Genomic DNA, 12,664 nt, shown 5'->3' on the forward strand with positions numbered 1-12,664 from the left:
GTTAACGACAAAATTACCCTAAAATTGTTTAGGAGTTAAAAAATGTTAAAATATGTAAGAAAAATTGTATAATTAGACTTAATTCGATTATAGAATTCGATATTTAAACCTAATTTGGTTGAGATAGTTTTATATTGTAAGTGGTTATTTGAAGTCGTGAAGCTTAATTTAGTTAAACAAACCTCTCATATTTATTAAAATAATTCTAAGAATTCCTCTAATAAAGATATCCACCAAAAAATAATTCTTGGTGGATAGTTGTTTTGTCTAGGAGAGTTGTTCCAATTATTAGTTAAACGAATTTCTTTCCGAAAGCGTCTCTAGCATTGGCCATTATTTGTTTAATATCTTGGTCATCTTTTCTAGGACAAATCATTATAATATCTTTCTTTTCAACAACAATAAAATCCTCTAAACCTTGAATCACAACACGCTTCCCATTTTCAGTGCGAATCATGTTTCCTTTGGCATCTCTGAAAATTACATTGGCTCCAACAACTGCATTTTCATCTTCATCTTTCTTCAGTTTTCCATATAAAGACCCCCAGGTTCCTAAATCATTCCAACCAAAATCAACAGGTAAAACATGAACATTTTCAGCACGCTCCATGATTCCAAAATCTATTGAAATATTTTCACACTTTTTATAATTACTCTTTATAAAGTCATCTTCAAAATCTGAATTATAAACGTTATTTCCGTCATCAAGTATGTCAACCATTTTCGGTAAATATGCTTTGAAAGCTTTTAAAATACTTTTTGCAGACCAAACAAAAATTCCAGCATTCCATAAATAATCTCCACTTTCTAGAAATGATTCAGCTGTTTGTAAATCAGGTTTTTCAGTGAAGTTTTTTACTTTTTTTATTTCAGCATTTGCATTTTCATATTGAATGTACCCATAACCTGTATTCGGATGATCGGGTTGAATACCCAAAGTCATTAATATGTCGTCTTTAGCGCATGCTTCAAATGACGTTTGAATGTTTCTTAAAAACTCACCTTCATCTTTGATCCAGTGATCCGATGGGGCTACTAAAATAACAGCATCGGGATTTTGTTGATATATTTTCAAAGCTGAATACAAAATACATGGCGCTGTATTTCGCATTACAGGCTCCAATAGTAACTGTTTTGTACTTAATTGTGGAATTTGCTGAAGAACTAATTTCTCGTAGTTTTCATTAGTAGCAATTAAAATGTTATTGGTTGGAACTAATTCATTAATTCGTTCGAAAGTGCGTTGAATTAATGATTGTCCAGTTCCTAACATATCATGGAACTGCTTTGGGAATTTCTGTGTACTTACAGGCCAGAATCTTGAACCAACTCCACCAGCCATAATCACTGCGTAAAAATTATTCTTCATAAATAAGCTTGATTTTATTGTTTTATGGGTAAAACTTCAACATTTTGATTAAAAAGATAAACGCGTTTGTTGCTGAGATTTAAACACTCATAGCGTGTTCTTCTTTTATTTCCACGTTTATAAAGTATATTTTTATACTGAAATATACCTTCTCTCTGGATTTCAAATATAAAACTCTTTCCCGGTTTAGCCATGCCTTCTCGTAAAGCGAAAGATAATTTTGCATCCGCATCGGTACTTGCCTTTGGGTTTTTCATGTGAATTGCTAAGAAAGGAAGTATTTTAGGTGGATAAATAGTTGGCTGTAAAAAAGGTAGCATTAAATGCTGAAAAACGGTTTTCCATTCTTTACCATGAGGTTGCACGCGTCCAAACTTTTTATAAGTAACATGATGAGCAATTTCATGAATTAATGTGAGTAAAAACTGATGTTTATTCAGATTGTTATTTACTGTAATTTGAGTTTTACCATTGGGTAAAGTTCGAAAATCGCCATGTTTTGTTTGCCGCTCATTTACAATTTTGAGGTTTACCTTATGTTCATTAATTAAGTAAACTACTAAAGGAATTGCTTTTTCATCGATGTATTTTTGTAGGGTGTTTTCCAAAGAGATTAAGGTGTTGAACTAGAAACTTGTAATACCTTTCCGTTATAAATTTTATTTCCAGTTAGTGCAAATCCATAAATGTAATCTGCCATATCTTTTGCACTGATAGGTGCTTGATAACCAGGGAAAGCCTCTTCTAACATTTCTGTTTGAACGGCTCCTAAAGCTAAAACATTAAAGGCAATACCTTTTTCTTTGTACTCTTCTGCTAACAATTCAGATAAAGTAATAACCGCTCCTTTAGCAGAGCTATAAGCTGCTAATCCTGGAAATTTCATACTTCCTTGAATTCCTCCCATACTACTAATGGTGATAACATGACTTCCCGATGTCATGTGTGGGACTAATTTTTGTGTTAATTGTGCCACAGCAAAAACATTCACTTGGTACACTTTTAAAAAATCTTCAGAGGTTAATTTTTCAAAAGGTTTATTAACCAACATTCCCGCATTATTGATTAAAATGTCAACATGACCAAATTTTTCAATTATAACTGAAGCTGCTTGCTGTAAAGAAGCTTCATTCATTAAATCGGTCGAAATTGGTAATATGTTATTGTGGCTTACTTTTTCTAATGGCTTACTATTTCTTGATAGAGCAATTACTTGATGTCCCGCTTCGGCAAACTGTTGTGCCAATTCAAAACCAATTCCTCTACTTGTTCCTGTTATAACTATGTTTTTCTTCATTAGTTTGGTTTTATAAAAGATCAAGATCTAAGAAGTCTAAAAAACTATCTCCAGAAGCATCTTTATAATTATCATAATTTATTTTTTGAATGGCATCTGTATTTAATCCTTCTTCAATTTCTAAAAATCTGAAAATAAATGTTTGAGTTCTTACAATTATCCAAGGAGTTGCTAGTCCAAAAGTTACAACAGCTAGTAAAAAGTTGACTATTAATAGTTCGAAGATATCTCCTGGTTTTGCGTTAAAGCGAAAGTTTATTTCTCTTCCGTTTTGGGTAATTGTTGTATTGTCAGCGTAAAAAGAATATAATTCCTTGATATACCAAATTGTATAAATTCCTAATGTTAAATAGAATAGGAAGAAGAATTTCAAGTTGATTAAAAAGAAAGTACTTCCTTCACCTTTAAAATCAAAAGAAAGATTTCCGAAGCGTAAATGACTCAACACATATTTTCTGATGTCAATACTGAACCAAGCTCCATAAATACCTAACGTTAGAACTGTCAACAAAGTTCCGATTAAACATTTCCAGAATAGCTCCATTTTATCTCCTAAATACGAAAAATGAATTCCTTTCCATGAACTTTTTGAAGCTCTGTAACGAACAGCTCCATGAATTGCAAACGGAATTAATAAGAGGAATAACAAGTAAAATACTCCAATAGTAATTCCTGTAAACTTAGGACTGTCAATATAGGCTCCGTATCCTAAAAATACATAGAATATAAATAGGATTGCATAAATTTTAAGAAATCCTAGAAAAACTTCTTTTCCAGTTCCGTGAAATTTAAAAGAGCTTTTATCTATTTCCGTTGATTGATAGTGATATTTTAATAATTCAACTTTTGCCCATGGATAATAAATTCCCAGTGTTATAATTGTTAAAAAAATATTTTTGAAAAAGATAAGCGCAAATTCGCTTCCTTTTCCAAAATAATTAAAATCTTTTTTATCCGAAAAAAGTCCTGAAAAACTTGCCATAAAATAGTTTGCTAATTAGTAAATCAAAATTGCGATTTTATTTTCTGTTATACAACTTTTGAATTTTTAATGTGAAATTAGCTATTTTAGAGTTCTATTAAACTTAATTTTTTATTAAAAATGAGAAAGCTATTTCTTCTATGTCTTTTCCTACTTTCAACTGTTAGTCTGGTTGGGCAAACAACATATATTCTTTGCGGTAAATTGATTGATACGAAATCCGGAGCTATAAAGAAAGAACAAACAATAGTGGTTCAAAAAAATAAAATTACCAACGTTATTGATGGCTATGTGATACCAAGAAATAAAACAGATAAACTTATTGATTTAAAAGATAAGGTTGTGATGCCTGGTTTAATTGATATGCACGTACATATTGAAAATGAATTTGGACCTAGAACTAGATTAGAAAGATATGTTTTGGATGAAGCAGATGTAGCGTTTAATTCTGTTGGTTTTGCCAAAACCACTTTATTAAAAGGTTTTACAACAGTGAGAGATTTAGGAGGAACGGGAGTTAATATTTCAATAAGAAAAGCGATTGATGCAGGAAAAATACCTGGTCCAAGGGTGTTTACTGCAGGAAAATCTTTGGCAACTACTGGAGGCCATGCCGATCCTACAAATGGAAGTAGAAGAGTTTTAATAGGAGATCCTGGACCTAAGGAAGGAATTGTAAATAGTGTTGAGGATGCAAAAAAAGCTGTCCGTCAACGTTATAAAAACGGAGCTGATTGTATTAAAATTACGGCAACTGGAGGTGTTTTGAGTGTAGCAAAAAGTGGAGATAACCCTCAGTTTACAATAGAAGAAATTAAGGCCATTTGTGATATGGCTAAAGATTACGGAATGCATGTGGCAGCTCACGCCCATGGAGATGAGGGAATGCAAAGAGCGATTATTGGAGGTGTAAAAACTATTGAACATGGAACTTATATGAGTGAAGCTACTATGGATTTAATGAAGAAACATGACGTTTACTTAGTTCCAACAATTACGGCAGGAAAAGAAGTAGAAGAGAAGGCAAAAGTTGAAGGATATTATCCGGCAATAGTTGTTCCTAAGGCATTGGCTGTTGGTCCTCAAATTCAAGGAACTTTTACAAAAGCATATAAACGAGGAGTGAGTATCGCTTTTGGTACAGATGCTGGTGTGTTCAAACACGGTAATAACGGAAAAGAATTTGGTTATATGGTTGAAGCGGGAATGCCTGCAATAGAAGCAATTCAATCAGCAACCATTACGAATGCCAAAATCTTAAAAATGGAAAATGAAATTGGACAAATAAATACTGGTTTTTTCGCGGATATTATTGCTGTTGATGAGGATCCTACAAAAAATATTAAAACGATGGAAAATGTAGTTTTTGTAATGAAAGATGGAGTAGTTTATAAAAATGAATAATATTTAAAAAATAAGTGATTTCAATGTAACAAAACATAAATTAAAACTACTAATTATTAAAAGTAGTTAGATATGTTAACATCACACAAATATTGGAGCAGGTATGATTTTATAATTATTCCTGCTCTTCTTTTTTTGAGTCTAATTTTATTGATTAAATCAAATTTTTATTCTTCTGATTTTTCAGTGTATATAACGATAGATTTTCTACTTACAATACCAGTTATTTATTTTCTTTTAATTCGAAAAAAGAAGATTCCTAAGTTTACAGTTTTCTCAGTCTTTGTTCTCGCTACTTTAATGGCTAGTTATTTTATTCCTAATAGCGATCAAAATGCATTGAGTTACGCAAAAATATATATAGTTCCTTTACTTGAGGTTGGAGTGGTTAGTTTGATCATCCATAAAGCTAGATTGCTTTTTAAAACGTATAAAAATACGAATGAGAATTTAGATTTTTACGATTCTATTCGAATTGCGACTGCTCAGGTTTTTCCGGAAAAAATAGCTCACTTTCTTAGTGCAGAAATTACGGTTTTCTATTACCTATTTTTCAATTGGAAAAAAACGAAAAATTCAGAAGGTTTATTTAGCTATTATAAAGAAGGAACGTATAATGGCGTGTTTTTAGGAATCATTTTAGTCATAATGATTGAAACTTTTGTGTTACATTTCATAGTTGTAAAGTGGAGCATTATTGCTGCATGGATATTAACAACTCTAAGTGTTTATACTCTTTTACAGTTCTTGGCTTTACTCAAAGCTATTCAAAAAAGACCAATTTTATTCAATACCGAAAAGAAAGAACTAATTCTAAGATTTGGTTTTGCTGGATTTGCTAAAGTTACTACTGACAATATTGAAAATGTCGAATTTAATTCAAAAGATATTGAAGATGAAGAGATACAATATTTTTCGTTTTTGGGACAGCTAAGCGGACATAATACAATTATCCATTTTAAAGAGAAAATAGAGTTTGAAAGTATTTATGGAATTAAAAAGGAAGCAAAAGCTTTAGCTTTAATAATTGATGATAAACGAGCTTTTTTGAATTTGTTCTCAAAATAATAAATGTACTACTTGAAAATAAAAAGGACTACTCGTTATCCTTAACAAATAGTCCTTTACAAACCAAATTAACTACTATAAATAATTATAATGAAACAAACTTTGATACAAATATACTACAGAATTTCAGTGTTTTAAGTAAAATTCGATAAATGGTAGGAAGTCTATAGTTAAAGTAAAAAGTTCAAATAGATTATTCTGGAACAATGTGCTGATAAGCGCCAATATCAGGAGAGAATGTTCTATCTATTCCTAAAAGGTCTAAAGATATAGAAGTTGCCTTTGCTTTGTTAATGGCATCACTTTGATCTCCGATTCTAAAATCTTCATCAAATCTTCCGATAAAGTTAGGATTTCCATTGATGATATTGTTTAAATAATGCGAAGTATCGCTGAAATTTAATTCATTATTATTAGCAAAAGTATTATTGAAATCATCAAACTGAATTAAACAATTTTCAATATTGTAATTGAACAAACCACCATCTACTTTATCTAATACAAATTCAATATTATTACCTCCATTGATAATGCAATTTGTAAAATTTGCAGCGATTAAATCCCTAGTGTCGGTAACTTCTTGTCCTAGGTCATTTTCAAATACAAAGAAATTATTGATAAGAACAGCTGGTAACGAGCGCAAACTATTATTCCAATAATTTGCAAAAGTAGAATGCGTAAAATTGTATGAACCTCCAACGGTTCCCGCAAAAGAAGCTTGACCAGCATCTCCAATAACAACATTAGTAGCCTCAATTTCTGCTTCTCTTCCTAGAATACCAAAGCTCGATTGATTATAAATTTCACTGTTATCAATTTTAAGTGTAGGTACATTTGCTGTTCCTAAACTATCAACCAAAACACCAATAATTCCATTTTTAATAATAGAATGATTAAGCTCATTGTCTTTGCTTCCAGCACGCATCCAAATAGTTCCCCATTGCCCCGGAACTTTATCAAAAAATGGTTCTAATCGGTCTCCTTCAAAGGTAACTTTTTCATTTAGCGTTCCGTTCACTTTTAAAGTTGCTAATTCGTCCACAATTAAACCAGAATTGTTATGAAAATGAATTTTAGCTCCGGCTTCAATAGTTAATGTTTTATTCGGAGGAACAGCTGCGTAACCGTAAATTACATATGGCTTTTCATTTGTGAAAGTAAGTTCACTATCCTCTAAATATCTTCCTTGAATAGTTGTTGCCTGACTGTTTAGCGTAAGTTGGTCAATTTCCATGGTAATTGGATCTCTTTCAGGAAAAATAAACGTAGCATCTTGAACTAAGGTAACTAAGTCAACATCTTGTTGATTGTCACCACTATCAAATAATATTTTATCCGTGTATAATGGATCTGGAATAGAGGTTACGTCTACAGTAGTTTCAACAAAAACAAAAATACTATCATTTCCTAAGATTTCTATGTCTTGAAAAATCTTCCCGGGAATCCCATCAACATTTAAGCGATAGTTGGAGGTAATACCATTTTCTAATCGTATTTCGGGAATACTTATAGCGTTGCTACTCCTATTATAAACTTTTAAATTGTAAGTGGCAGAACCAATATTTGTGAATATAGTATCAAGAAACACAGTATCCTTTGAAAATTCCAGTTTACCAGAGCTTGCAACAGTACTAAAGTCTTTTCTACAAGAGCTAACTGCAACTATAATTAGTAAAATAAGGACAGTCTGTATGTACTTCATGATGTTTATTATTGCTTAATAATTTCTATTTCAAATAATTTACCCCAATTTTTTCCAGTAACAAATAAACGATTATTTTCTTTGTCAAAAGCAATTCCGTTTAGAACGTCATCACCATCAACAATTTTTTGTGTTTTTTTGATTTCAGTTACTAAACCTTTGAGCTCAACAACACCATCAACAACACCATTTTCAGGATTAATTATAGCTATAAACGGTTTTTGCCAATAATTCGCATAAATTTTACCGTTTATATATTCTAATTCGTTTAACTTTTCTAAAGTAATTTTATCTGTATATACCTGAATACTTTTTTCTTCTTTTTGAGTTTTAGGATTTAAAAACCACAATTTATTTGATCCGTCAGATTTAATTAAAGCGTTCTCAGAATGCGTTAAACCCCAACCTTCAATACTCTTTTGATATTTAAATTCTTTAACGATTTTAAAAGTATCTAAATCAAAAACGAAACCTTTACCAGCTTTCCACGTCAACCAAAAAATCTGATTATCGATTATAGTCATTCCTTCCCCAAAATACTTATTACTTAAGTCATATTGTTGAAGTACTTTTCCAGTTTCTAATTCAACTTTTCTCAACCAAGATTGCCCATTACGACCTGTAGTTTCATATAAAAAGCCATTGTGGAACTCCAAGCCTTGTGTAAAAGCTTTTGGGTCATGTGGATAGGTGTTTACAATTTTGTAGGTATAGCTTTCGTATTTCTTGTTAGAAAATACTTCGATAGAATTATTAATCCTTTTTACTTTACCAGGAATGAAAGCAAGTGCAGTAATTGGGTGTTTTCCAACTCCAAGATCATTTGTATTAATTGTAGCTGTATTATTTTCAAGAGCAAGTTTTTTCGTTCCTGCAAATACATGCACGCTATCAGCTTTTGCTCCTTCTAGTTGTTCGAACTTTACAGTTACGGTCTCTCCAAGAGTAGTTTTCTTAGGAGTATTTACTTTAAAACGATAACTAGCTTCTCCACAAGAATTTAACGTTAACACTAATAAACTAATGATTGAAGCTTGCTTAATAAATTTCATATTGTTTTGGTTGCGGATTTTTTGATGTAATTTTATACAAATAAACTAATTTATTTGTTTGGAATTTAAAAAAAAGGGTTAAATTTGCAGCCTCAAATAGCCATTGCAGGTTTTTTGATTTTTCTGAAGGCGTTTAAAACCTTACCAATTTTAAACAAATTCAAATTAAATTAAAAGTTTATAAAGATGAAAAAAGGTATACACCCAGAAAATTACAGAATGGTAGCGTTTAAAGATATGTCTAACGGAGATGTGTTTTTAACTAGATCTACAGCAAATACTAAAGAAACTTTAGATGTAGATGGTGTAGAGTATCCATTAGTAAAATTAGAAATTTCTAGAACTTCTCACCCGTTTTATACTGGTAAGTCTAAGTTAGTTGATACTGCAGGACGTATTGATAAGTTCAAAAACAAATATGCAAAGTTCAAGAAGTAATTCTAACTTTGATACAATATTAAAAGCTCTAACGAATAATGTTAGAGCTTTTTTTATGCAATAAATCTTGTATTTTTAACCAAAATTAAATTTAGAAAAATGAGAGATACCATTTTAACAATAGTAATTGTTATTAATGTTTTATGTGGATTACTAGTTTGGTTTATGCCTGATTTGGGTAATTATATTCTTTTAACCATTGTATCTGCTTTTACAATTTTAGGAGTTTACGATGCATTTCTGCAGAAAAAACATTCTTTGTTAAGAGCATTTCCAATTGTAGCACGTTTAAGATGGTTTTTTGAAGAGGAAAGAGAGAAGATTCAACAGTATTTTATAGAGGATGATTTAAATGGAACTCCAATAAATAGAGAGAAGCGAAGTATTGTTTATCAACGAGCAAAAAAAGAAATAGAAACAATACCTTTTGGAACGCAACATAACTTATATCAAAAAGGATATGAGTTTGTGAAGCATTCATTGTTTCCAACGGATCATCACGAAGTAATTGGTGATTGTGTGGTTTTTGGTTCAGATAAATGTTCTCAGAAATACAAAAGTTCTATTATTAATATTTCAGCAATGTCTTTTGGATCCTTAAGTAAAAATGCAATTATGGCATTGAATCAAGGTGCAAAAATGGGCGGTTTCGCTCATAATACTGGGGAGGGAGGAGTTTCTCCTTATCATTTACAAGGCGGTGATTTAATTTTTCAGGTGGGAACCGGATATTTCGGTGCAGGAAAAACAGTCGATGGTAAAAGATATTTCGATGATGAGATTTTTAGAGAAAATGCCATAAGGCCTGAGGTTAAAATGATTGAAATAAAGCTTTCTCAAGGTGCTAAACCAGGACACGGAGGAATTTTACCTGCAAAGAAAAATACACTAGAGATTTCTAAAATTAGATCTGTTGAACCTTATACTAGGGTTGATTCACCTCCAAGTCATTCGGCATTTTCAAATTTTGAGGAGATGATTGGTTTTTTACAAAAAGTTAGAGATTTAAGTAATGGAAAACCAATAGGAATAAAATTTTGCGTTGGTAATAATGATGAAATAGATGAAATGATTAAAGCATTTTCTCAAGCAGGTAATTACCCTGATTTTATTGCTGTTGATGGGGGAGAAGGTGGAACGGGTTCTGCTCCTTTAGAGTTTACAAATTATGTTGGAACGCCATTGTTAGAAGGGCTTTCATTTGTGAATAAAACGCTTCATAAATATGGTTTGAGAGATCAGATTAAAATTATAGCAAGTGGAAAAGCTATTGATGCTTTTGATATAATAAAGATGAAAGCTATGGGTGCTGATGCGGTTGGAATGGCTAGAAGTTTTATGTTGAGTTTAGGTTGCATTCAAGCAAGAGAATGTAATTTAGATACTTGTCCTGTTGGTGTCGCAACGCAAGACGAAGACTTAGTTGAAGCGCTCGTTGTTGAGTATAAAAATGTAAGAGTTAAAAATTATCATGCAAATACGATAGCGGCAGTAAAAGAGGTTGTTTCGGCAATGGGTAAGAAGTCTATTGATGATATTACGGCAAAAGATGTCTTTAGAAGAAATAAAGACGGAAATATTACTTCTCTCGAGCAGATTTACTTTAATTAAAAGCAAAAGAATCGTTTAATTTTTGGAAACAAAACTACAGATTAATTCACGAGAGTTCACCTTAACACGCTATCCTGAAACAAAAGATAATGCTTTGCGTGCATGGAGCAACGCAGAAATTTTAGCGGTAAACTATATTCAAGATTATCCTCAGGAGAAATTACATATTTACAACGATAGATTTGGTGTTTGGAACTGTATTTTAAATGATAGAGTAAAAGAGACAATTTGGACGTATGCCAGTCAGAAAAAGGCGGTTTTAAACAATTTGAAAAATAATAACTTATCAACTAACGTCTTTTTTAAAACGCCATTAGAAAAGTTAGAAAAAGTTGATATTGCTTTAATTAAAATTCCGAAGTCATTAGAACTATTTGAGTTGTTTCTTTCGCAGATACATAAAGCATCTCATAGTCAAACAAAGATAGTTTGTGGTTTTATGACTAAGTATTTTACACCAGCATACTTAAAAATCGCTCAAAAATATTTTAATACTTTAGAACAATCGAAGGCTTGGAAAAAATCTAGATTGTTAATTTTAAAAGAACCAAATGAAGAGATAGTTGTTTCTGATAAAGATTTGGTTAAAAGTATAAAATGGAATGATGCTATTTTAAAGCAATTCTTAGGAGTTTTTTCTTCGGATAAAATCGATATAGGAACTCAATTTCTACTCCAAAATTTAAAGGTAAAAGAAAATGAACTAGAGGTATTAGATGTTGCTTCTGGAAATGGAATATTATCTTATGAAGTATTGCGTCAAAGCAAAAAGTCAAAAGTAACATTAGTAGATGACTTTAATCTAGCAATAGAATCATCTAAGTTGAATCTTCTTCCAAATAGGTCAAATTTTATTTGTACCGATATTATAGAAGGTGTCAAAGAAAATCAATTTGATTTAATAATTTCTAATCCTCCTTTTCATTTTGAGCATGAAAACAATATAGAGGTAAGTTTAAGTTTATTTGAGAGAATTACAAGCTGTCTAAAAGATAATGGACGTTTTGTAATGGTAGCAAATATCCATTTAAATTATAAAACCCATTTAGAAAAGTTGTTTTCAAGCATTACTGTCTTATCTAAGAATTCAAAATTTATAGTCTACGAGTGTTTTTTGTGATTTTCGCAGGTTTTTGGTTGTGATTTTTGGTTTATCGTAAAAAACATTCATTTTATCGATGATTCCTTACTTTTTACAGATGATAGATTCGGATATAATAATTCTAGAGTATCTTTAAATGTCAGATTTATTTAAATAAATGACAATTAATTTTTAATCCCTATCCTATTTTACCATGAAATTCAGTTACTCAATTAAAAATGTTGAAAAAGAGCAAATAGCAGCTCTTAGTTTCCCAAAAGATGAGATTTTAGAACGAAAAAATGATCAGATTAATCGTTCTATTGATTTAAAACGAGCCCTTGTACTCGGGAATATTGAAAGACAGAAAGTAAAAATTGTTTTTGTGGATGATGATGGTTACAAAAGAGTAGAAACTACGGTTTGGGGGCTTACGGATAAATCTGTAATACTCAAGCAAGCAACTCTAATACCATTACAAAGAATAGTAAGCGTGGCATAAATATATAAGCTTAGTATAATGAGAACCTCTTTAGATATTTAATTCTAAAGAGGTTTTCTTTTTAGGATATTATTAACAAGTATATTTTATAGATTAAAATAGAATTTACTCTATTGCAAGAGCTATGAGACACGTTGCTATGGTTTCATAAATTGTTT

General features: G+C 31.0%; 12 protein-coding genes. 6 read left to right on the plus strand and 6 right to left on the minus strand.

What is annotated here, in order from left to right; all coding sequences use genetic code 11:
• Nucleotides 1–292 precede the first annotated feature (292 nt).
• The 4 genes from ACOSP6_RS10650 to ACOSP6_RS10665 are packed head-to-tail and all read right to left on the minus strand — an operon-like array spanning nucleotide 293 to nucleotide 3,648.
• Entirely contained in the window at nucleotides 293–1,369 is a 1,077-nt protein-coding gene (locus ACOSP6_RS10650; RefSeq protein ID WP_422093437.1) for a mannose-1-phosphate guanylyltransferase, read from the minus strand.
• Between the two features lie 14 nt (nucleotides 1,370–1,383).
• Nucleotides 1,384–1,977 carry a SprT-like domain-containing protein gene (locus tag ACOSP6_RS10655; RefSeq protein WP_422093436.1) on the minus strand — a complete coding sequence of 198 codons (594 nt, stop codon included), beginning with the start codon at nucleotides 1,975–1,977 and terminating at the stop codon, nucleotides 1,384–1,386.
• Between the two features lie 5 nt (nucleotides 1,978–1,982).
• Nucleotides 1,983–2,666, minus strand: a complete 684-nt coding sequence (locus ACOSP6_RS10660) for an SDR family NAD(P)-dependent oxidoreductase (protein ID WP_422093435.1) — start codon at nucleotides 2,664–2,666, stop codon at nucleotides 1,983–1,985.
• A gap of 10 nt (nucleotides 2,667–2,676) precedes the next feature.
• Nucleotides 2,677–3,648, minus strand: a complete 972-nt coding sequence (locus tag ACOSP6_RS10665) for a YjgN family protein (protein ID WP_422093434.1) — start codon at nucleotides 3,646–3,648, stop codon at nucleotides 2,677–2,679.
• Between the two features lie 120 nt (nucleotides 3,649–3,768).
• Here ACOSP6_RS10665 and ACOSP6_RS10670 point away from each other — a divergent pair, with 120 nt between their 5' ends.
• Both ACOSP6_RS10670 and ACOSP6_RS10675 read left to right on the plus strand, forming a co-directional pair.
• Nucleotides 3,769–5,052, plus strand: a complete 1,284-nt coding sequence (locus ACOSP6_RS10670) for an amidohydrolase family protein (protein WP_422093433.1) — start codon at nucleotides 3,769–3,771, stop codon at nucleotides 5,050–5,052.
• Nucleotides 5,053–5,124: 72 nt separating this feature from the next.
• Entirely contained in the window at nucleotides 5,125–6,120 is a 996-nt protein-coding gene (locus ACOSP6_RS10675; RefSeq protein WP_422093432.1) for a hypothetical protein, read from the plus strand.
• 193 nt (nucleotides 6,121–6,313) lie between these two features.
• Here the strand turns inward: ACOSP6_RS10675 and ACOSP6_RS10680 are convergent, their stop codons facing one another.
• On the minus strand, nucleotides 6,314–7,822 hold the full coding sequence (locus tag ACOSP6_RS10680) for a hypothetical protein (RefSeq protein WP_422093431.1): 1,509 nt from the start codon (nucleotides 7,820–7,822) through the stop codon (nucleotides 6,314–6,316).
• Nucleotides 7,823–7,830: 8 nt separating this feature from the next.
• Nucleotides 7,831–8,874, minus strand: coding sequence for a glutaminyl-peptide cyclotransferase (locus ACOSP6_RS10685; RefSeq protein WP_422093430.1), 1,044 nt, complete (start codon nucleotides 8,872–8,874; stop codon nucleotides 7,831–7,833).
• 186 nt (nucleotides 8,875–9,060) lie between these two features.
• Here ACOSP6_RS10685 and ACOSP6_RS10690 point away from each other — a divergent pair, with 186 nt between their 5' ends.
• The 4 genes from ACOSP6_RS10690 to ACOSP6_RS10705 all read left to right on the plus strand — a co-directional run bounded on the left by ACOSP6_RS10690 (nucleotide 9,061) and on the right by ACOSP6_RS10705 (nucleotide 12,506).
• Nucleotides 9,061–9,312, plus strand: a complete 252-nt coding sequence (locus ACOSP6_RS10690) for a type B 50S ribosomal protein L31 (protein ID WP_095070479.1) — start codon at nucleotides 9,061–9,063, stop codon at nucleotides 9,310–9,312.
• Between the two features lie 99 nt (nucleotides 9,313–9,411).
• On the plus strand, nucleotides 9,412–10,923 hold the full coding sequence (locus ACOSP6_RS10695) for an FMN-binding glutamate synthase family protein (RefSeq protein ID WP_422093429.1): 1,512 nt from the start codon (nucleotides 9,412–9,414) through the stop codon (nucleotides 10,921–10,923).
• 22 nt (nucleotides 10,924–10,945) lie between these two features.
• A complete protein-coding gene (locus ACOSP6_RS10700) occupies nucleotides 10,946–12,043 on the plus strand; it encodes a methyltransferase (protein ID WP_422093428.1) in 1,098 nt (365 codons plus the stop codon).
• A 175-nt stretch (nucleotides 12,044–12,218) separates the two neighbouring features.
• A complete protein-coding gene (locus ACOSP6_RS10705) occupies nucleotides 12,219–12,506 on the plus strand; it encodes a hypothetical protein (protein WP_422093427.1) in 288 nt (95 codons plus the stop codon).
• Nucleotides 12,507–12,664: the final 158 nt, after the last annotated feature.

The organism is Tenacibaculum sp. MEBiC06402 (assembly GCF_049239625.1).
Taxonomy (GTDB): Bacteria; Bacteroidota; Bacteroidia; order Flavobacteriales; family Flavobacteriaceae; genus Polaribacter.